Origin of the sequence: Nafulsella turpanensis ZLM-10 (genome assembly GCF_000346615.1) — a bacterium.
GTDB classification, from domain to species: Bacteria; Bacteroidota; Bacteroidia; order Cytophagales; family Cyclobacteriaceae; genus Nafulsella; species Nafulsella turpanensis.
Window position 1 is genome coordinate 158,876 of record NZ_ANNU01000005.1, and the last position, 20,809, is coordinate 179,684.

At 47.7% G+C, this 20,809-nt stretch carries 18 protein-coding genes and 1 riboswitch; of the genes, 8 read left to right on the forward strand and 10 right to left on the reverse strand.

The window, feature by feature from the left end; genetic code table 11:
* The first annotated feature begins 39 nt into the window (after positions 1–39).
* A complete protein-coding gene (locus tag F752_RS0102355; RefSeq protein WP_017730122.1) occupies positions 40–1,377 on the forward strand; it encodes a dicarboxylate/amino acid:cation symporter in 1,338 nt (445 codons plus the stop codon).
* 140 nt (positions 1,378–1,517) lie between these two features.
* Positions 1,518–2,114 (forward strand): NifU family protein, encoded by a 597-nt coding sequence (locus F752_RS0102360; RefSeq protein WP_017730123.1) that lies wholly within the window; start codon positions 1,518–1,520, stop codon positions 2,112–2,114.
* Positions 2,115–2,188: 74 nt separating this feature from the next.
* Here F752_RS0102360 and F752_RS0102365 read toward each other — a convergent pair whose 3' ends face one another.
* The gene (locus F752_RS0102365; RefSeq protein WP_040664027.1) at positions 2,189–2,695 is read right to left on the reverse strand and encodes a hypothetical protein; all 507 of its coding nucleotides are present in this window, start codon (positions 2,693–2,695) and stop codon (positions 2,189–2,191) included.
* A gap of 160 nt (positions 2,696–2,855) precedes the next feature.
* On the opposite strand from F752_RS0102365, the gene F752_RS0102370 reads away from it, so the two are divergent.
* Entirely contained in the window at positions 2,856–3,968 is a 1,113-nt protein-coding gene (locus tag F752_RS0102370; protein ID WP_017730125.1) for a hemolysin family protein, read from the forward strand.
* Positions 3,969–4,015: 47 nt separating this feature from the next.
* On the forward strand, positions 4,016–4,540 hold the full coding sequence (locus F752_RS25140; protein ID WP_017730126.1) for a PAS domain-containing protein: 525 nt from the start codon (positions 4,016–4,018) through the stop codon (positions 4,538–4,540).
* Between the two features lie 25 nt (positions 4,541–4,565).
* Here the strand turns inward: F752_RS25140 and F752_RS0102380 are convergent, their stop codons facing one another.
* Entirely contained in the window at positions 4,566–5,000 is a 435-nt protein-coding gene (locus F752_RS0102380; RefSeq protein ID WP_040663993.1) for a hypothetical protein, read from the reverse strand.
* A 240-nt stretch (positions 5,001–5,240) separates the two neighbouring features.
* Here F752_RS0102380 and F752_RS0102385 point away from each other — a divergent pair, with 240 nt between their 5' ends.
* Genes F752_RS0102385 through F752_RS0102395 form a run of 3 tightly spaced genes read left to right on the forward strand, consistent with a single transcriptional unit; the run spans position 5,241 to position 7,795 of the window.
* The gene (locus tag F752_RS0102385; RefSeq protein WP_017730128.1) at positions 5,241–5,552 is read left to right on the forward strand and encodes a hypothetical protein; all 312 of its coding nucleotides are present in this window, start codon (positions 5,241–5,243) and stop codon (positions 5,550–5,552) included.
* A complete protein-coding gene (locus F752_RS0102390; RefSeq protein WP_017730129.1) occupies positions 5,546–6,877 on the forward strand; it encodes an HTTM domain-containing protein in 1,332 nt (443 codons plus the stop codon). The genes F752_RS0102385 and F752_RS0102390 overlap by 7 nt, the downstream gene beginning before the upstream one ends.
* 3 nt (positions 6,878–6,880) lie before the next feature.
* Complete coding sequence (locus F752_RS0102395; protein WP_017730130.1) at positions 6,881–7,795, forward strand: AEC family transporter; 915 nt, start codon at positions 6,881–6,883, stop codon at positions 7,793–7,795.
* Between the two features lie 54 nt (positions 7,796–7,849).
* Here F752_RS0102395 and F752_RS0102400 read toward each other — a convergent pair whose 3' ends face one another.
* The 4 genes from F752_RS0102400 to F752_RS0102420 all read right to left on the reverse strand — a co-directional run bounded on the left by F752_RS0102400 (position 7,850) and on the right by F752_RS0102420 (position 14,853).
* On the reverse strand, positions 7,850–8,629 hold the full coding sequence (locus F752_RS0102400) for a DUF3298 and DUF4163 domain-containing protein (RefSeq protein WP_017730131.1): 780 nt from the start codon (positions 8,627–8,629) through the stop codon (positions 7,850–7,852).
* Between the two features lie 62 nt (positions 8,630–8,691).
* Complete coding sequence (locus F752_RS0102405; protein ID WP_017730132.1) at positions 8,692–11,715, reverse strand: AsmA family protein; 3,024 nt, start codon at positions 11,713–11,715, stop codon at positions 8,692–8,694.
* Between the two features lie 477 nt (positions 11,716–12,192).
* Entirely contained in the window at positions 12,193–12,591 is a 399-nt protein-coding gene (locus F752_RS0102415) for a response regulator (RefSeq protein ID WP_026135466.1), read from the reverse strand.
* 156 nt (positions 12,592–12,747) lie between these two features.
* Positions 12,748–14,853, reverse strand: a complete 2,106-nt coding sequence (locus F752_RS0102420) for a sensor histidine kinase (RefSeq protein ID WP_160164072.1) — start codon at positions 14,851–14,853, stop codon at positions 12,748–12,750.
* Positions 14,854–15,223: 370 nt separating this feature from the next.
* Between F752_RS0102420 and F752_RS0102425 the strand changes: the two genes are divergently transcribed.
* Positions 15,224–15,976 (forward strand): hypothetical protein, encoded by a 753-nt coding sequence (locus F752_RS0102425; RefSeq protein ID WP_017730137.1) that lies wholly within the window; start codon positions 15,224–15,226, stop codon positions 15,974–15,976.
* A gap of 21 nt (positions 15,977–15,997) precedes the next feature.
* On the opposite strand, the gene F752_RS23345 is transcribed toward F752_RS0102425, so the two are convergent.
* The 4 genes from F752_RS23345 to sigZ form a co-directional block, all read right to left on the reverse strand.
* On the reverse strand, positions 15,998–16,990 hold the full coding sequence (locus tag F752_RS23345; RefSeq protein WP_017730138.1) for a homoserine dehydrogenase: 993 nt from the start codon (positions 16,988–16,990) through the stop codon (positions 15,998–16,000).
* Between the two features lie 5 nt (positions 16,991–16,995).
* Positions 16,996–18,048 (reverse strand): homoserine O-acetyltransferase MetX, encoded by a 1,053-nt coding sequence (gene metX / locus F752_RS0102435; RefSeq protein ID WP_051049859.1) that lies wholly within the window; start codon positions 18,046–18,048, stop codon positions 16,996–16,998.
* A gap of 62 nt (positions 18,049–18,110) precedes the next feature.
* On the reverse strand, positions 18,111–19,451 hold the full coding sequence (locus tag F752_RS0102440) for an O-acetylhomoserine aminocarboxypropyltransferase/cysteine synthase family protein (RefSeq protein ID WP_017730140.1): 1,341 nt from the start codon (positions 19,449–19,451) through the stop codon (positions 18,111–18,113).
* A 317-nt stretch (positions 19,452–19,768) separates the two neighbouring features.
* Positions 19,769–19,883, reverse strand: a riboswitch (SAM riboswitch).
* A gap of 256 nt (positions 19,884–20,139) precedes the next feature.
* Positions 20,140–20,754, reverse strand: coding sequence for an RNA polymerase sigma factor SigZ (gene sigZ, locus F752_RS0102445; RefSeq protein ID WP_017730141.1), 615 nt, complete (start codon positions 20,752–20,754; stop codon positions 20,140–20,142).
* Between the last annotated feature and the right edge of the window lie 55 nt (positions 20,755–20,809).

Below are 20,809 nucleotides of genomic sequence, written 5' to 3' on the forward strand. Positions count from 1 at the left end.
ATAGAAACGCCCTAAAAATTTAACCGGAAGCGAAGCCACATGAAGAAAATTCCTTTGCATATCCAGATTGTTCTGGGACTCATCCTTGGTCTTGTATATGGTGTACTAAGTATCATGTTCGGCTGGTCGGCAGATTTCGCCGTCGACTGGATCAAACCCATCGGGATCATCTTTATCAATGCCCTTAAAATGATTGCCGTACCACTGGTGCTGGCATCGCTGATTGTGGGTGTGGCCAATCTGGGCGATATTTCAAAGCTTTCGCGCATAGGTGGCAAAACCATTGGCATTTACCTGTGCACCACGCTTATTGCCACTGTAATTGGTCTTATCATTGTAAACATCATCCAGCCCGGCAAAATCCTTCCTTCCGAAACCAGGGATGAGCTACTTGAACTTTACAAAGCCGATGCCGGCAGCCGGGAAGGTAGTGCAGCCGCCCTCCGGGACCAGAGCCCTCTGCAACCCCTGGTGGATATTGTACCGGAAAACTTTTTCTTGGCCGCAACTGATAATGCGGCCATGCTGCAGGTGGTGTTTTTTGCTCTTATTGTAGGCATTGCCTTACTGAGGATTCCGCGCGAAAAAGGAGAAACAGTAATAAGGTTCTTCGATGGCATGAACGATGTCATTATCAAGATAGTGGAGTTTATTATGCTCATTGCTCCTTATGGTGTCTTTGCCCTCATGGCTGCGCTCATTGTGGAGCTGGCTGGCGATAACCCGGAGCGGGCATGGGAGCTGCTTACAGCCCTGGGTGCTTATTCGGGCACTGTTCTTTTAGGCCTGGCTGCGATGATTTTTATCGTTTACCCTTCCATTTTCAAGCTTTTTACTAAGGTAAAATACAAGAACTTTTTTAAAGGTATACGCCCTGCACAACTGCTGGCCTTTAGTACCTCTTCCAGCTCTGCCACCCTGCCTGTTACCATGCGGCAGTTAGAAAATGAACTGAATGTAAGTGAAGAGGTGAGTTCATTTGTGCTGCCCCTTGGCGCTACCATTAATATGGATGGTACCAGCCTTTACCAAAGTGTGGCTGCCGTGTTTATTGCCCAGGCGCTTGGCCTTGGCCTTTCTATAGGCGACCAGGCCATGATTGTAATGACCGCCACCCTTGCCTCCATTGGCTCGGCAGGGGTACCGGGTGCAGGCCTGGTAATGCTCATTATTGTACTGGAATCCATTGGCGTTCCCTCTGCCGGTATTGCTCTTATTATTGCCCCCGACCGTATTCTGGACATGGTCCGGACCGTTGTTAACGTAACCGGCGATGCCACCGTAGCCATGGTCGTAGCCAGCACGGAAGGTGAAAACCCTCACCGCCCTGCTCACCTCGACGAGGACACCAGCGTACTGGCAGGGAAGGAAGCATAAATGACTTTAACCCTCTTAACAGCCGGCCGGATTTCCTGCCGGCTTTTTTGTTTTTAGCCCCTTTTGAACGACCTTTACCAAAAGGCACAAAAGGAACGATTTATTTGTGCAGTTGTTAAAAAAGAAAGACAATCATAGCAATGAATACAACAAGCACCCCACAAAATACGCGTTATGTTACGCTTTACCTGGAGTCAAATCCAAACCCGAATTCTCTTAAGTTTGTAGCCAACTTCATGCTCGTACCAGAAGGTGAAAGCTTCGACTACCCGAATGTTGAAAGTGCAGAAAATTCGCCCCTGGCGCAAATGCTTTTTGGCTTCGATTTTGTCGACAGGGTGTTCATCATGAGCAACTTTGTTACCGTAACAAAAAAAGAGTCAGTTGAATGGGCCGAAATTCAGGCAGAACTGAAGCAGGCCATCTACAAATACATGCAGGAAAATAACTTTGCCGTAAAACCAGAGGCAGCGCCTACCAACCAACAGGCAAGCGAAAACGATACGGAAACAGTAAAGAAAATCAAAGGTATTCTGGATGAGTATATCCGCCCTGCTGTTGAGTCGGACGGTGGCGCCATACAGTTCCACAGCTTTAACGATGGCGTGGTAAAGGTGTTGCTCCAGGGCTCCTGCAGTGGTTGCCCTTCTTCTACTATTACTCTAAAAGCAGGCATTGAAAACCTGCTCAAGCGTATGCTACCCGAGGTAAAAACAGTAGAGGCTGAAGGCGTTTAAAATATTTGTACCTAAGCATAAAAAAAGCACCCGCTCGTGGTGCTTTTTTTATGCTTAACAGAATACGGTAGCTTCTAATACCGGAAAATGTAACGAACAGTCAGGCCTAGTTCGGCACCCCAAAAGCCTGCAAAAGGAGTAAACTCAAACACCGGTTTCCAGTCTAGCGATACGTTGAGCGGAATTTCCCTATCCTGAATAGTATATTCCGCACCAAGGATTCCATCAATCCCTATTAAAACACCAGATCCGTCGCTATCGTACCTTCTGTCGTAGTAGCGGCTCCCGGTAAAACCGATATGCCCGCCACCACCATAATAAAAGCGGAGGCCGGGCTCATCAAAAGCCGGCATATGTCTTTCGTACAAACCGGTTACTTTTAAAGCACCCCAGCTACTGTGTAGTATTCCTTCCACTGCATTTCTATCTTCAAAAAAATGCTTGATACTCGCGCCGTAAAAAGCTGAAAGGCGCACCCCGGCAGAGGTTTCATAAGCAATTTCTCTTTGTGCCAGCGCCTGTTCCGGCATTAACGTAACAGCTAAAAGACAGCTAAAAATAGCTAAAATCAGTTTTCTCATAAACATCTTGTTTTTAAATAGTTGGGCAGACAAAGATGCTAAGTTTTTAGAGTTCACCAAAGTTTTTAGCCTTCAATGAGCATTTATTTTCTGCGCCTTTTTTTATCGCGGAACTATTAAGCATGCAGAAAGTTATATTTTTAAAAGACTGCAAAAAGCGATGGCTTTACTTATTTTTTACCTGCTGCTTGCCCTGGTTGTTTCCTTTCTTTGCTCTATTCTGGAAGCTTCATTGCTTAGCTTTACGCCCTCCTATATCGAATCCATCAGAAAGGAAAAGCCCGGCCTCAGCAAAAATCTTAGGCAGCTGAAAGATAATATTGATCGACCTCTGGCGGCTATTCTGTCGCTGAATACCATTGCCCACACCGTTGGGGCAGCCGGAGTAGGTGCACAGGCCGCCATTGTGTTTAATGATGTCGGCACCGGCATCATTTCCGGTGTCCTTACGCTTCTTATCCTTGTTTTTTCAGAAATTATTCCTAAAACACTGGGAGCACGCTACTGGCGGCAGCTCAGCTTTTTTACCGCTAAAACACTCCGCATTCTTATATGGGCGCTCTATCCACTTGTGCTGCTCTCTAACCTTATTACCAAAATGATGGGCGGCAACCCCCATGGAATGGCAGTTAGCCGCGAAGAGGTTTCCGCCATGGCCGATATGGGCCACAAAGAGGGTGTTTTTGCAGAAAGCGAGACCAAAGTGATTAAGAACCTCATTGCCTTTAGGGAGGTAAAGGCAAAAGATATTATGACACCCCGCACCGTGGTGGTGGCCGCCCGGCAGGACATGAGCCTGGAGGAGCTTAGCCGGCACAAAGACTTTATGCGCTTCTCCCGCATTCCCATATATAAAGAAGAGCGTGATAATGTAATCGGGTATATTCACAAGCACGAGCTGCTCGAGAAAATGGCCATGGACCAGCACCAGATGAAGGTAAGCGAAATTGCCCGCGATATGCTCATTGTCCCTCACACCACTACGCTTCCACAGCTCTTCCAGAAATTAATGGAAACCCGGGAGCAAATTGCCCTGGCTGTAGATGAATATGGAGGCATGGCCGGCGTAGTAACCATAGAAGATGTACTGGAAACCCTGTTAGGTGTAGAAATTGTCGATGAATTTGACAGCCGCCACGACATGCAGGAGTACGCCAGGCAAAAGTGGCGGCAACGGGCAAAAGAGCTAGGTATTTTACCAGATAAAGAACCTCCTATTGACCCGGGGAAGGATCAGTTTATCAATAAAGAAGGAATACACACGAAAAAATAACAGGTATATACTGAAGTATCAATTTTTAACTAAACGCGAAACCACCTATGAGCCTGAACAAGGAATATGCACAAATGGTACAGGAGCAGGTTCGCTCCTATCCTTTTCTCCTTCCCCTACAATGTGGTATCGAGTTTAAAAGCCTGCCAAAAAAGAAAAGCCGCTGGATGAGCGAATATACCTACCTTCAGCAAATGGCAGAAGAGCAGCAATGGAACAGGCTGCCGGAATTATGGGAGCCCCTGCACGATCCGGACACAGCAGTTATCGTAACCGATCCGCTGGAAAAAATCATCTGGGTAAATAAGGGCTTCAGCAGAATGACCGGCTATAACAGCAAAGAAGTAAAAGGTCGAAAACCCGATTTTTTACAGGGTGCAGAAACAAGTCCTGAAGATGTAAGAGAGGTGCGAAGGCGACTGGAGGAGAGGAAAGCTTACCAGGGTTCTCTTCTCAACTACCGCAAAAGTGGCGAAGCCTACTACTGTCATATTTCCGTTACTCCTCTCTTCAACAGGCAGCAGGAACTGGTAAATTTTCTGGCAGTGGAAAAGGAAGCTTACAGCCGCTAAAGTTAAGCCCCACCTACGATACCGCTTAAGCCCTGGCAAATACCTGCTCCGGCTTGTTTGCCTTCTTCAAAAAGGATACACACTCTTCAGTTGACGGAAACAGCTCTACCTTGTAGCCGGTAAGTGCAACAAAAGCTTTCATCAGGTACTGCATCCCGGTTTTCTGCACAACACGACCTGAAGACAAGACACCGGCAGCAAGATTTTTCGGCATCTCCTTCTTTACCCTTGGAAAGGCATTTATCACTACCCATCCTCTGGCATTAAAGCTTACATTGCCGATTTCCCGCTGGTCAATAATAACACGGTTGATGCGTTGCGACACCCCCATATCAATAGCCTGTGTCCAGAAGGATTTATATTGCTCATCTGTAAAATCTCCTCTGAATCTCATCAGAATAATTCTGTTCTCACTATCAAATTGTAACTCGTAATTTTGTTGGGAGGCGATGGTAACCATTTTGACTTTATTTAGGTGGAGCTAAACATGAACTGTCGGACAGTAAAGCAATATATAATTTAATTCCTGAAAAAATAGTATTTACAGAATTATTAATTGCTACAGGCGGCATTAACGATACAAATAACTTGTTCGCCAGCGGCTGTAAAGGTGCAGAAAATGAATAATTTACCTCATACTTAAACAGTTTATTCCTGCATCTCGTTTAAATAAAGAAGCAACAACAGCAAGCCCTCATTCATGAGCGATAAATTTACCATCATTAACCTCCTGAATAAACTGGCCGTCGAGCAGAAACTTACCTGGCGCATTAAAAGCGTGTATGCGAACGGTAAGGATAATAATCTGTTAGAAATCCTGATTATGACGATGCCGGACCAGCGACACAGGGGAAAAATTACCTTCCAGGCCGATAGTGGTCAGGTACAAAAGGTGCAGTACAGGGGCTTTTCAAACAGCATAGCAGGAAACATTGTGGATATGTTACTGGATGTTATTAACTTTGAAAAGCAACGTAAAGCAGCCCGGAGTACCCAGAAGACCCTATGCTAAAAAAGCTTTTTAAGCCTGTCGATATTGCTCCCCTTATCTTTTTAAGGGTAGTAATCGGCTCTCTCATGACCATTGAAATGCTGGGCGAGCTGCTGACAGATTACAGCGACGACTTCTTTCATCCGACTTTTCATTTCTCTTACCAGTTTTTTCAGTGGCTGGAGCCATGGCCATCTTTCTGGATGCACCTTCATTTCCTGTTTAACATCCTGATGGGTATTTTTGTAACCATTGGCCTGTTTTACCGCTGGAGTGCCCTCCTGCTCTTCCTTGGCAGCAGCTCAGCCTTCCTGATGGAAAAGTCGGTGTACATTAACCACACCTACCTTTACTGCCTTACCGCCTTTTTAATGATTTTTCTGCCGGCAAACCGCGCCTGGTCTTTAGATGTAAAGCGGAAGCCTGAGCTGTTACAAAGCTACACTCCTGCCTGGACGGTCTGGATACTGGTTTTTCAGATTAGCGTGGTTTACTTCTTCGCCGGACTGGCTAAGGTCAACCCCGACTGGCTGGCAGCTAAGCCACTAATGTACTGGCTTCCCGCCCGGAGCCATTTCTACGTTATTGGTCCTTTGCTGGAGCAGAAATGGCTCGCCTACCTGATGAGCTGGGGTGGCGCAGCCTTTGATTTGCTGATTGTCCCCCTGATGCTGTGGCGTAAAACGCGCCGCTGGGCTTTTGTAGTGGCTGTCTTCTTTCACCTAACCAATGTTTCTATCTTTGGCATTGGCACCTTTCCCTGGTACAGCATTGCCATGACAGCCTTCTTTTTCCCGCCCCGGACCTTTCGCCGTCTTCCCTGGCTGCGCCAGCATTTACCCCCGTTCGATAAAGAGCACCCTGCGTCTACCTATCGTCCCGCTTATAAGAAGATAACGGTTACTTTACTGGCTGCTTATGTAATAGTGCAACTGGCCGTACCGGCACGACAGTACTTTTACGAGGGCAACACCAGCTGGACGGAAGATGGCCATAACTTTAGCTGGCATATGATGCTTCGCTCTAAAACCGGCTTTGTCCGTTATAAGGTTGTTTTACCTGAAAAAGGAGAAGAGCATAGGGTAAAAATATTTGATTATGTTACCCGAAACCAATACCATAGCATGATTGGCAAACCGGATATGATACTCGAACTGGCTCACCACATTGCCGATGAGTACAGGGAAAAAGGTTATGAGGAGGTGGAGGTATATGCTGACTGTCAGCTAAAGTTCAATGGCCGGCCTTTACAGGCTTTTACCGATACCACAGTTAACCTGGCAAAGGAAGAGAGAAAGCTTGGGCCTTACCACTGGATTTTACCCTTTGCAGAAGAGGAAAACTAACTCATGGAAAGCCTGGTTCTCCTTTTCGGCTGCCTTGGTATTGGCGTTCTCTTCAGGCAAACCCGCCTGCTGCCCGAAAATGCTTACCTCTCGCTGAATGGCCTTATCATTTACGCTGCCCTACCGGCCCTTATCCTCCATAAAATTCCGCTTATCCCTTTTTCGGCAGAAATGGTATACCCTATTGCCATGCCCTGGCTTGTTTTTGGGCTGGCTATTCCCTTTTTCATTCTGCTGGGCAAAAGGTTAAAATGGAGCCGGCAAAGTACAGGCTGCCTTATTTTATGCTGCGGACTGGGCAACACCTCTTTTATAGGGATACCGGTAATGCAACTGCTTTGGGGAGAGGCCGGGGTACAGGTGGCCATCCTGGCCGACCAACCGGGCTCTTTTGCCGCCCTGGCGACCGCGGGTATTTTAGTCGCTTCTTACTTCTCGGGTGGACAGGCCACGCCTGGAGAGCTGGCAGGTCGGGTACTACGCTTTCCTCCTTTTCTGGCTTTTATGCTGGCGCTGCTGCTCATGTTGATCGATGGGCAAATTCCGGAGCCCTTCACTTTTACCCTGGCGCGATTAGGCAGCCTGGTAGTGCCGCTGGCGCTGGTATCGGTAGGCCTGCAGCTGAGCCCTTCCGCCCCAGGAAAAGACTTACCCAAACTGGCATGGGGCCTGGGCTTTAAGTTGATACTGGCCCCCTTCATTATTTATGTATTATACATCCTGATGCTGGACCAGCACAGCCTGCTAGGCAAGGGGAGTGTTATGGAAGCGGCCATGGGCCCAATGATTACAGCGGCCATTGTAGCCACCAATTTTAAGCTGGACCCTCCGCTGGTCGGCAGGGTAGTAGGCATCGGTATACCTCTCTCCTTCGGGAGCCTGTTTTTCTGGTACATGCTGCTTTCCTTTGGAGGGTAGAGGAGGCTTATTCGCACTCCGCAGGCTTTGCACCGCAGTCAAACCCTGCTCCTGTTACCTTTCCAAGGCTATTCTGATGGTGCCTGCAGCATAAGGCGCTACTTCATGAGGATTAAAGTAGAAGATGACGGAATCCTTTTTCAGCTCAAAGTTTTCCGGCAGGTAAAACTGATTGTTGGAAAACCAGTAGCCGGCCTCCTCCAGGTTTGCCTCTGCCGGAATCTCCTGATCTTCCCGGAACTGCACCTCCGCCGCTACCGTCCACTCCTTAAGCCGGGCCGGACCAAACAGCTCGTCCATCGTCAGCAGTTTTACTGTAGCAGGGTCGAAATTCAGGTATCTGAGTGTTTCAACCGGGTGTGCCCCTCCCATAAATATGGATCCACTGTACCTGATGCCAAAGAGCGTATCGGTATTGACATATACTTCGGCCGAGCGGGTGAGGGACCATGACTGTTCATAGTCTTGGTTCTGCCCCTGCGTAAGCCGGTAAGCTTCTATAAATCCATTGGCCACTTCGTTCAAATTGTTAAACTTCTCTTCCTCCATAAAGGCCCGGGTCATTTCCTTCATAATCTGCTGCTGAATGCGCTGCTGAGCTGGATTGCTGGTATCGTTGAGGATAGGAGCACTGAGATACACACTGGCACAGGGAGTACCACCACCGCAGGGGTTGCTCTGCATTTCCACCATCTTTGTCTGGTAAGACAGTTCAGTGGCAACAGGGGCTTTACCCTCCTCTATCCTTTCCTCAGTGGTTACTTCCCTGCTGTTGCATTGCCACAACAGAACACCAAGCAGCAGCATGGTGAACAAGCTTAAAATGGTACGCATATGGTAAAAGGTTAAAAAGCCCTCCGAAGAGGGCTTTTAGGTATATTGTGTAGCTGGCAGGCTTATTTACCTCCGTCCTTTTTAAATAAGTCCTTCAGCACGCCCTTACTTTTCTTTTTGAGGGAATCTTCCAGTTGCTGCTGGCGTTTTTCCAGCTCCTTCTTCGCCTCTTCCTCGGCCTGGCGGCGCTTCTCTTCCAGTTCGGCTTTCGCTCTTTCTTCGGCTTCCCTGCGCTTTGTCTCCAGCTCGGCTTTTGCTTTATCGGTTTCGGCCTGTAGCTTTTCCTGTACAGCCTCTTTAACGGTTTCTTTAGCGGTTTCGACTACGCCTCCTTTACCCGGCCCGGCGCCGAGCAGATTCACCGCAGGGTTTTCATAAGTACCGCCAACACCCACTTTCAGGTTTAAAGTTGAAGAACCTACCCCACTACCCGCACCTATCTTCGATAAGAGGCTATTCACGGCTTGCCCGGCGGCTCCGGCAGGTACTTCCAGGGCAAAGTCATAATCCAGGGCACCATCAATGCCCTGGCGGCCATCGACCGTTATATTGATATTGCCTACTTCAAAATCGAAGGGCTCAACCACCACATACCCGTCATCGACCTTCGCCTTTAGTAAAATATCCTTTAGCTGTACTGCGGTGGCATTATTCGCCAGATTGGTAAAGTCCATCACGGCCGAAAGTACTTTGGAGTCTTCGAGGGTAGCATCAATAAGTTCTATAATACCTTTACCGGTAAGGGTGCCCATGAGCGGAACCATATCCTGCCCTAGAATACCCTGCAGGGCAAACTTGGTGGAGAACTCCCCGTCCAGCTTCTCGGCAATAGGCGCCAGGGCCTGAACGGTAACAAAGTTTTCATAAGCACGGCTGATGGATAAATTATCAATGACGAAGTCCATATCAAAAACCGGCCTCTGCAGGTCGCGGGGATCGTAAAGGCCGTTCAGGCCAAACTGCCCGCCCAGGGTATTAAAGCTCAGGTCGCGCATGGCCACCATACCATCTTCTACCGCCAGGGTACCGGTAACATTTTCGAGCGTCAGGTTATCGTATACCAGCTCCGAAATAGTTGAGGTAAAGGTCAGGTCGAGGTTTTTCGGTATTTCCACCACCGTCATAGGAGCGGAAGCGGTATCGGCAGGATCAACGGCTTCCTCATCCGTCATCCACTCATTAAGGTTTACATGCCGCGACACCATGCTAAATTCCCCCTGCAGCACCTCATCATCTTTAAGTGCATAGCCGATGTAATTATTCACAAAACCGGTTAACTGCATATCGGTGCTGCCAATCTGTCCATTGAAGTTCTCGAGCTTCATGCGCTGCGGGTTAAACTCCATGGCGGCAGTAGAAACAATAAAATCGTAAGGAAGATCGGCACTGCTGTAACGGAAGTCCTTTACCAAAACGGTACCTCTGGTAGGCAGCTCTTCGAAGCGGCCGGCCTCCACCGAGCTCATTTGCCCCTTCGTTTCTATATCGGCCACTATACGACCGGCTATTTCCATATCTTCAAGTGGAATAATTTTACCGATAGTGGTAAGGTCGAGGGCACCCTGCAGAGCCATATTCCAGGTGTAATTCTCCAGGTCTTCCAGCATCAGTTGCCCGGTTACGCGGTCCTCATCTACCAGCATACTAAAAGCGGGTACCTTTATAAAAGTATTGGAGAGGTCACCGGTCTTATTTTCTACCGTGGCAGTAAAATTAAAATCCTGTATAGGCACCTCGTAATCAACAGACTTGATAAAACCCTCTTCCAGACTCATGGCAGCCTTTATTTCCGGAAACTTCTGCTGAAGGCTGTCATAAATACCATCGGCCTTTACATTAAGAGCAAAAAGGCCTTTCATATCAAGGGCTTCCAGCTTCAGCACCTGGTCAAGTTCGGCAAGGTTCAGGCGGGCATCAATATCGGCAGCCACATTAAGAGGCACCAGCGAACGAAGCTCAAACTCGCCCTGCACCGGGTTATTGCCCACCTTCATGTTAAGATCTTCAATATTGACGTAGAGGTTATCAGTATTGCCGTCTTTGGCCTCCACCAGCATTTTTACATTGATATCTTCTACAGCGGTTGGGAGGTCTTCATACTTAAAGCGGGCATCGTTTACCTGCAGGGCTACACGGTAGCCGGGCATGGTGCTATCGACCTCGCTGTACACCCCTTTAAGATATCCATTAAAATCTATATCGCCACTGGCTTCAATTTCTTCAAATTCTTCATTATACATACCGGGTACCAGCGACAACAGGCTTTTAAAGTCATTGTCTTTAGCAGCAAACTGCATATCGAAAATAATGGGGTCGTTGGGCATGGCAATAAATCCCTCAAAGCCAACGGCAAAATCGTTCAGGCGGGCAGTATTTTCGAGGAAGGTAAACTTCATCTCGGGCAGGTTCATGTTCATCCGCACATCGGCCTCCAGGCGTTTATCGGTAATGTATTCCACCCCATCGAAGGTAAGAGAGCCTTGTTCGGCAAGGGTATAGGTATCCATTTCGAATATATCCTGGGTAAAGTCTCCGCTACCGGTGTGGCTTACATTTTCCAGGTCGATACGAATAGGAATGCTCAGGTCCTGGTACACAATTCGACCATTGCTGATTTCCCAGTGGTCAATACCAATATTAAAAGCCGTTGGAGCAGCATCGGCCGTGGCCGGAAGGTTTTCTTCTTCAATGGCAATATCGTAGTTAGCGGAGCCGTCTTCCAGCACCAGAATCTGCACCAGCGGGTTCTCCAGCTCCAGCGCTTTAATCTGCATCTGGCCTCCTCCCACAACGCTGAAAAGGTCCAGCACAATTTCGAAACGGTCGGCTGCCAGTAAGGTATCGCCGGCAAAAGGCTCCCGGCCCACGATGCTGAAATCATCAAGTGTGGCCGTCATATTCGGGAAGTTAGCCAACAGGCTCAGTCCTATATCATCGGCATTGTAATTGACCTCCGCATTAATGGATTTCGCCAGCTGCTCATCGACTTTCCGAAAAATGTCATCCTTGAAGAAAACAGGAATTAAAATTAGAAGCAGCAGTATGACACCCAGTATACTGCCTATAATAATGAGTGCTTTTTTCATCTTATTCAGAAATTAATTCTTCTACAATTAATAGTATAAAAACAGTGCCAGACTGTGTGATTGTAAAGTGATGTACGCACAATTTTAAACAAAAAACAAATTATTTTGCAATATATCTGCAGGCGGCCGGGTGTAATTTACTAGCCCCGCTTTTTATGCAGGTAGTGCTCCGCAGGCTGAACCTTTTTGGGGCTGCATTGCAGAAAAGAGGAGTGAAGATGAAATTGGATTTTATGAATGGAGCCAGCAGTTAAAAGTCTTATCACCTGGCTGAATTTTAATTATTCTGGAGAGACGAAGAGCAAAAGCATCATTTTAAACACTGGCCCAAAAAAATTAACTACACTTACTTGAACAAAAAGCCCGCGGCACCTGTTCGGCAGGGCTTTTGAAAGGTATCAATGCAAATCTGCTGAAGAAGAAGCTGCTGCTTCCTTCATTTTAAAGATGAAGTAACCCATGAACCAAACAGGCGTTTTAGGCAAGAAAGGGCCTCAGCTTTTCTTCGGTCAATGGTTTAACAATATAGCCGGAAACATCAAAATCAGCAATTCTATCCCGGTCCCTCTTACTATCGGAGCTGCTTACTACGACTATTCTTATATTCTGTTTATTAAGGTTGGATGCCTTACTGTATTCTTCCAGAAATTCATAGCCATCCATTACAGGCATGTTCAGGTCGAGCAGCACAATATCAGGACATTGCTTTTTACCATCCATTCCTGTCCGGCAGTTTTCCTGTATAAACTGAATGGCCTCTAACCCATTGCTGCTGGAATGCACATCTTCCAGCGACATACTTTCTAAAAAAAGCCGGGTAAGCATTACAGTTGTATCATCATCATCCACTAAAAGAATGCACTTTGCCTCACTCATCCTTATAAAAAGTATAATCAGTATTAACAAAAATTATTATTTCTGCAATAAAAGTAAATCTCCGCGCTTTTCGCAAATCTTTTTTCTTCTTCCTCACGATAGAAAGCAGATTATACTCCTTGCCATTGCTCTACAACTTTAACTCTTGCAGAAAGGTTATTTCTCGTCGGAAGTTTTTATCATTTCTTTCAGGTAGCACCGGACAATGCTTCCCTTTCCTTCCCGGCTCTCAATTTCTATTTTCCCTCCATTTTTCTCCAGCATGCTCTTTACCAAGTGCAGGCCTACCCCTGTACCCTCTGCCTGGGCTGTAAAGCGCTTAAAGGGTTTAAATATTTTCGAACCTATCTTGTCCATGTTCATTCCTATGCCATTATCGGTACAGCTAAAAAGAATCCATTGCTCCTGCACTTCGGTACGAAGCATTATTTGCAATGGCCTGTCGCCGGATCGGTATTTTACCGCGTTGCTGATGAGATTATGAAAAATACTGACAAGGTAAGGCCGGATGTAAGCAATGGCAGGCGCCTCTACAAAATCGCTTTCAATGGTGCCGCCAGCCGCTTGCAGGCGCTCACCCAGGTTTTCCATTACCTGCTCCAGAATATCGGCGAAACAGTATTGTGCTACCTGAGCATCTTTTACATGCTGTACTTCTAATATTTCCAGCAAGCCGGAGAGAGTACGGTCCAGTCGCTGAACCGACGTATCGAACTGGCCCATTATTTTCAGTTTTTCTTCCGCACTTCCCAGCCTGTTCATTAGTAAAACGGAAAGTTTTAGATTGCTGACAGGAGATTTAAGGTCATGGGCAGCCATGGTTACAAAGTCATCGAGAATAAGATTGACCCTCTTCAACTCTTCATTTCTGGTCCTCGACTCAAATAAAGCTTCCCGCAGCTGCTCTTCTATCTCCCGCTGCTGTGTTATGTCAGTTACCAAACCATATACTCCAAGTACCCGGTCGTCGTGCCAGCGTGGAATAATATGGATGCGCATGTAGCGGTGGCCCTGGAGGGGATAATAAGTTTTTACTTCTTCGTTAATGGTTTCTCCCCTAAATGCCCGGTCAAGCAGCCCACTTACCGCCTTATAACCCTCTCCCCCTACTACTTCTCTGAGCGGCTTTGCATTTATCTGGTTACGCGAAATGCCGAACCATCGCTCATAAGCGGCATTCACAAAGCGGTAACGGCGGTCTTCATCTATGTAAGAAATTAAAACAGGCAGCGCGTCAGTTATCTGGCGCAGCTGTTCTTCCTTTGCAATGGCCTTGTCGATTGCCTTTTTCTCTTCATCGATTAAGGTAGTCGTACCAAACCATTTTAGCACGTCTCCCTTCTCGCTCTTGTAAGGAACTGCATGGCTAAGCATCCAGCGATACTGGCCATCGGCACCTAATATTCTATGCTCAATCCTGTTCTCTGTTTCTTCGCTTATACTTCTAGCCCATACCTGAAAAGTGGCCTCCAGTTCAGCAGGATGGATAATTCTTTGCCAGTTTCGCCCCAGCAGTTCTTCTGTAGGAATACCCGTATAAAGTGTTAGCTGCTGGCTGAAAAAGTCCATTTCGCCCTCCGGCGTGGCCGTCCAGACGATATGTGGAATAGACTCCGCCATAAAGCGGTATCGCTCTTCATTCTTTCTGATTTCCCGGGTACGTTCTTCTATTTTCCCTTCCAGCTTCTGGTTGTAATTTTCCAGCAGCTTCTCTGTTCTTTCGCGCTCTCTTACATCTTTTCTAATGCGGAAAAAGGCAGTGAGCGTCAGCAGAAGGCTCACCAGCAGGAATAGCCCGATAAATACAGGTGCCTGCCTGGCATAAAGCTGCTCCCTCTCTAATCTCATCTCTAAAAGTCGCTCTTCTTCCTCCTGCATAGTATCCACCACCGAAGTCAGCTCCTGCATCATCTGGTTACTCCCTACAATATTGTAGGGCTGGTTTTTCTGGTGCTGGCTTACCAGGTTTCCCAGTCGTTCGAAGCGCTGCGTTATAAGCTCCTGAAGTCGCCGCAGGTTAGTTTGTTGTTCTTCGTTATCCGATACCTGCTGCCGGAGAGTCCGGTAAAGCTCATTTACCTTTTGCCGCTTTCCGTAAAAGCCCTCCAGAAAGTCGGGGTTTGAAGTAAGAAGATAGGCCCGCTGGCCGCTCTCTGCTTCTCTTATGGCCGAAACTAATTGTTCGAGATTGATAATGACAGCATAAGTATCGCTAACATTGCGGGAAGAGTCAATTAAGTGTGAAAGACTTGTATAAGCCAAAAAAGAAACTGTAAAGAGCAAAAGAAGCGAGGCAATTAAAGCCAGCCGAACCTTTTGCGTAATCGAATAGCGCATAAACGAATAAAAATGATTGGTTGGCCAAAAAACAATCTGCTTTAGCCAAAAAACACCTGCTATGCGTCCCCTTCAACAGTTGCCGACAGTAGCAATCATATAAAGTTCTGTTTTATTCCTTTCATCTACAAGACAGCACAGGGGAAAAGTTTGTAGCACAAGGAGATAGCGGTATTACAGGCTCAATTCCCCAGCAGCAGACAAATAAAAGAATGAGTAGAATTTAAAGCCACTGAGAGCCGGAATAGTAGAATTTAGCATCCTTTATTATTAAATTTGAAGAAAGAGCGAGCCTATGAAAACTTTTATACTCTTCCTGTTAACCCTGCTAACTGCCTTACCTCTGCTGGCACAGCCTACTACCCTTGTGGTTCGTGCAAAGGCAAAAGATGCTAAGTTTATCGGCAGCTCTATTGGCGGGGCCCGCATTATTGTACGCGATGCTATCAGTGGCGAAATTCTGGCAGAAGGTTTCACTGAGGGCAGCACCGGAAACACGCAGCGGATTATGAAAGATCCACAGCTACGCCACCAGCCCCTGAGCGATGCCGGGACGGCCGGCTTTACTGCCCGGCTCGATTTGGAGCGGCCTACTTTTGTTACGGTAGAAGGTTATGCACCCTGGCAGCAGCCACAGGCAATGGCTAAGGTATCGTCCCAGCTCTGGCTAATACCCGGCAAGGATATTACAGGCGATGGGCTGGTGCTGGAGTTTCCTGGCTTTGCAGTAAATGTTCTGGCCCCTCAAACGCACGAAAGGCTTACCGCCGGCGATAGCATAGCTGTAGTGGCCAATGTGGTAATGATGTGTGGCTGCCCGCTTACAGAAGGTGGCCTGTGGGATGCCAGCCAGTATGAGGTACAGGCGCTGGTGAGTAAGGATGGTGAGGAAATGGCCAGCATTCCGCTGCAGCAAAAAAATAAGCTCAGCACTTTTAGCGGCTTACTGCCTGCTAAAGAGCCCGGGCTATACCAGGTACAGGTTTACGCCTATGACCCTAAAACCGGCAATACCGGCCTGGCTACCACCAACTTTATTGTAGAGTAAGCTTTATTTTCATATACTCAGCTACACAACCGACTGCAACGCCCTTTCCTTATATTTGGCATACTGGTATCCCCTCCTGTTCAGCAGCGCCCGTATATCGGACACTACCGCTGTTCCGGTAGGGAGGGCTCCGGCTCCTTTGCCACTTAATTGTTGCAGTCCACTATACTTCCCGTAAATTAATAAACGGTTATTCTCTTCTTCCACTGAATAAAGAGGATGTTCAGCGCTGAGCATTTCGGGCATTACACTGGCAAATAGTTTACCTTCTTTCAGCCGAATACGACCCACCAGCTTAATGCGCTTCCCTTCCGCTGCGGCCAGCCGGGTGGCATGGCGAGGCAGCTCATCAATTCCCCGAACGAGCACCTCCTCGGGCCGAAGCAGCTCACCAAACGCATGCAGGGCGGTAATTACTATTTTATTGCCGGCATCCCAGCCTTTCACATCCAACGCAGGGTCTGCCTCGGCAAAACCTAATGCCTGGGCCTGCCGCAGCGCAGTGGAGTAGTCAAGTGACTCATCCTGCATTCGGCTTAGTATATAGTTGGTGGAGCCGTTTACTATACCGCACAGCTCTTCAATTGGCTCGTGGGCAAAATAGCTGTCAAGCACCTCCAGTACCGGAATGGCCCCACAAACAGCCGCCTCATACCTGATAATCCGACCCGTTTGAGCCTGCAGCTCCAGCAATTCCGCTAAATGTTCGCTGACCATCTTTTTACTGGCCGTTACCACATCCTTACCCGCTAATAATGCCTCTTTTACAATATCAAAGGCCTCACCGGCATTACTAATGGCTTCCACCACAATGTCTATGGAATCGTCCTGCAGTATATCTTCCTTGCGGAAGGTAAAATTTTCCCGGCTAATCCGCCGCTCTTTTTGAGGGTCTTTTATACAGATGCGCACCACTTCCGCTCCTAAAGCAGCATTTTCCTGAATTATCTGGTAAGTACCCTGTCCTACTGATCCAAAGCCGAACAAACCTATTTTTATATTTTTCTTTTCCATCTGTATTATTTTAGAGTTGGCTGATAAAATGTTTTTGCCTGCGGGAATTTCAGCACTTCTCTTACTGCCTGCTGTACGGCCTCTGTTTCAACTAAAAATCCGTCGTGCCCGTAAACCGACGATATCAGCCGGAAGGAAGCATCAGGGATATGTTCGGATAAGTATTCCTGCTCAGATGGGGGAAAGAGGAGGTCAGAATCGATGCCAATTACTAAGGTTTGTGCTTTTACTCTTGCCAATGCCTCCACGACACTGCCATAACCACGCCCCACATCATGAGCATCCATCATTTTACTCAATATCCAGTAAGAAAAGGCATTAAAGCGAGCTGCCAGCTTTTCCCCCTGATACTGCTGGTATTCGGCTGCACGAAATCCATTGTCCGGCCTTGGCTCCTGGTCCTGCTGCTTTTTCTCATACACCTGGTAGGTACGATAGGAAAGCATGGCAATACCACGGGCTGTTTTTAGTCCCTGTAGTCCTGCCTTGGGTGAGTTCAGCTTCCAGGTCATGTCACTGGCAATGGCCATCCGCTGGGTTTCATTAAAGGCAATTCCCCAGGGAGAGTGCCGGGCATTTGTTGCCAGCAGCACCAGGCGCTCTGCCACCTCAGGCTTTTTCACCGCCCATTGCAGGGCCTGCTGCCCTCCAAGTGAGCCACCAATTAGCAGGGACAGCCTCCCAATCCCCAATTCCTTCCGCAGCAAATCGAAAGCAGTCACTACATCATGATTGGTGAGCAGCGGAAAACTATGGTAATAAGGGGCATAGGTGACCGGGCTAATACTTAATGGCCCAGTTGAGCCATAGCAGCTACCAGGTGTATTGGCACAGATAATAAAATAGCGGTCAGTGTCCAGGAGCTTACCCGGCCCAATAAGCTCCGACCACCATTCTTCCACATTGGCACTGCCGGTTAAGGCATGACACACCCATATGGCATTGGTACCTTCGGCATTAAGTGTACCCCAGGTGAAATAAGCCAGTTCAAAGTTTTGAAGCTCACCGCCATTCTGCAAGGGGAGTGGATGGGGATATTTGAAGTGTTGTAAATGCATTCCTGCTACCTTAGAACAGCAGCTATCCGATTATGGTGGATAGCTGCCATTACTGTTCATCATTAAACTAACTGAGGTTCTCTGTTGCTCTGCTGCACCTGGCTGAATGCCTGTTCTAGGTCGGCTTTAATATCATCCACATGCTCGATGCCTGCCGATATCCTCAGCAGGTTAGGCTCCACCCCTGCGCTCAGCTGCTCAGCCTCACTTAGCTGCTGGTGCGTGGTGCTGGCAGGGTGAATGATGAGCGATTTGGCATCGCCAAGGTTTGCCAGGTGACTCACCAGCTCAAGCCGGTTCACAAACTGCTCTGCGGCCTCTTTTCCGCCCTTAATCTTAAAGGAAAGCACTCCTCCAAAGCCCCGCTTAAAGTATTTCTTTGCCAGGCTGTGGTATTTGCTGCTTTCCAGGCCGGGATAATTTACACTCTCCACCTGTGGATGCTGCTCCAGCCATTTTGCCAGCGAAAGGGCATTTTCCACGGTGCGGTCTACCCGCAAACTCAGGGTTTCCAGTCCCTGTATGAGCTGGAAAGCATTGAACGGGCTAAGGGCAGGGCCGAAATCACGCAGACCTTCTACCCGCGCACGAATGGCAAAAGCGATGTTTGGCAGCCCCAGCGGATTTCCCTCCCCAAAAGTATCCCAGAACTTTAACCCATGGTAGCCTTCGGAGGGCTCAGTAAACTGCGGAAATTTACCATTACCCCAGTTAAACCGGCCGCTGTCAATAATTATACCGCCAATCGTCGTGCCGTGGCCGCCAATCCATTTAGTAGCCGAAGCCGTAACGATTGCCGCACCATGCTCGATAGGCCGGAAAAGATAGCCGGCTGCTCCAAAAGTATTATCCACCACCAATGGAATATCATATTGAGCTGCTACTGCCGCAATGGACTCAAAATCAGGAACGTTGAAACCGGGATTTCCGATGGTCTCGAGGTAAATGGCTTTGGTGTTTTCATCTATCAGCTGCTCATAGCTTTCCGGTTCTTCACTATCGGTAAAGCGCACTTCCACCCCAAGACGTTTAAATGCTACTTTAAACTGGTTGTAGGTACCTCCATACAGGAAGGAAGTGGAAACAAAATTATCGCCGGCATGCAATATGTTGTTAAGCGCCAGAAACTGGGCCGACTGCCCGGAAGCGGTTGCTACGGCTGCCACCCCACCTTCGAGTGCTGCAACCCGCTTTTCAAAGACGTCGGTGGTAGGATTCATAATACGGGTATAAATATTCCCGAACTCTTTAAGGGCAAAGAGATTGGCCCCATGAGCTGAATCTTTGAAGGTATAGGAGGTGGTCTGGTAAATAGGTACGGCGCGTGAACGTGTAACAGGATCTATTTCCTGGCCTGCATGTAACTGAAGAGTTTCATAACGGAGTTTTGTTTGATCTGCCATGTTATAAATGTTTAAGTGATTGATTACAAATGGAATAAAAAGGATGTGGCAATCCCGGGAAGACATGTGCAGAAGGTCCGTAAAAACTGGTAGAGAAATGAAAAGGATGTAGTTTACCCTCTACTGTTTACAGCCAGCCATACGGAACTTCGGCAACGAACGTCCGGATGTGCTTAGCAGCAACAGCAACAACAGTAGCCGGCCATTGATGGAACCGCTACAGTGGCTAAAAAAGGAATAGTAAGAGAATCGCCTGGCTGTGAATGGCCGGGGCTGGGTACTTCCTGAAAGTTGATGTGGCTTTTCATTGCTTTATCAATTTATATTCTTCCGGGCCAATAGGGCTTCGGAATCAGGATTTAGCACCTTTACCTGTGTGGTATGGTTGCTAGCGCTTCATAGAGCCTGTCTCTCCACGCTTCTTTATAAATCAATTAGCAGATGTAATTGACTTGATATCACAAATGTAGAGGCCGCACTTCGAAAAGCCAAATACATTCGGTTTTTTATTTTAAAAATAAGCGAAAGGGAGCTAGAAACAGGGTTCAATCGCCTGGGTAGCAGAATAAAGACTTTTGATCTTCAAAACAGGAAGTTCCTATAACTATCTGTAAGTAATTCATCTTTACACACAAACAGCTAAGGAAGGGCGAATAAAAAACCAAGCTATCCGCTGTAATGGAAATGTTTATCCCTCCGCCAGCTTTTGCCGTACCTCCTCTTTTACTTTTTGCATACAACCACAGGAGTCTTTTATGTCGAGGCTCAACAGCTTGCCGTTTCGGTCCAGCTCCAGCAAACAGCATTCGATAATAATTTCGCGCAGCTTCTCACGCGCCCGCTGCACCCGCGATTTGGCTCCCGAAAGGCTAATACCTAAATGGTCGGCCACCTGCTGCTGCGAATAACCCTCCAAATCGCTCATAATAAGGGGGCGGGCATACTTCAACGGCAGCAAGGCAATGAGCGGGCGCACATATTCCACCATTTCCTTTTGAAGGCGATCTTCCTCCACACCCTCAAGCTGCAGCTCCACCTGCAGCGGCTGATGGGTACTTTTCCGCCGGGCAGCCTCCTTAAAATAATCGTTAAGGGCATTTCTGCTCACCTGGTATACCCATGCCTGCATATTCTTTACCTCGGGCAGCTTTTCGCAATGCCGGTACAGCTTCAGCAACACCTGCTGAAGTAAATCCTTACTTTCCTCTTCGTCCGGAATTCGCTTCCGAATAAAAGCCTTCAGCTTTTCTTCATATTCCAGAAAAACCGGTGCTACCTCGCCACAGGCAGAAGATGGTTCCATATACCAGATATTTTTAACGATTTAGCTCTGCCGCCACATTTTTGCAAGCAGAATA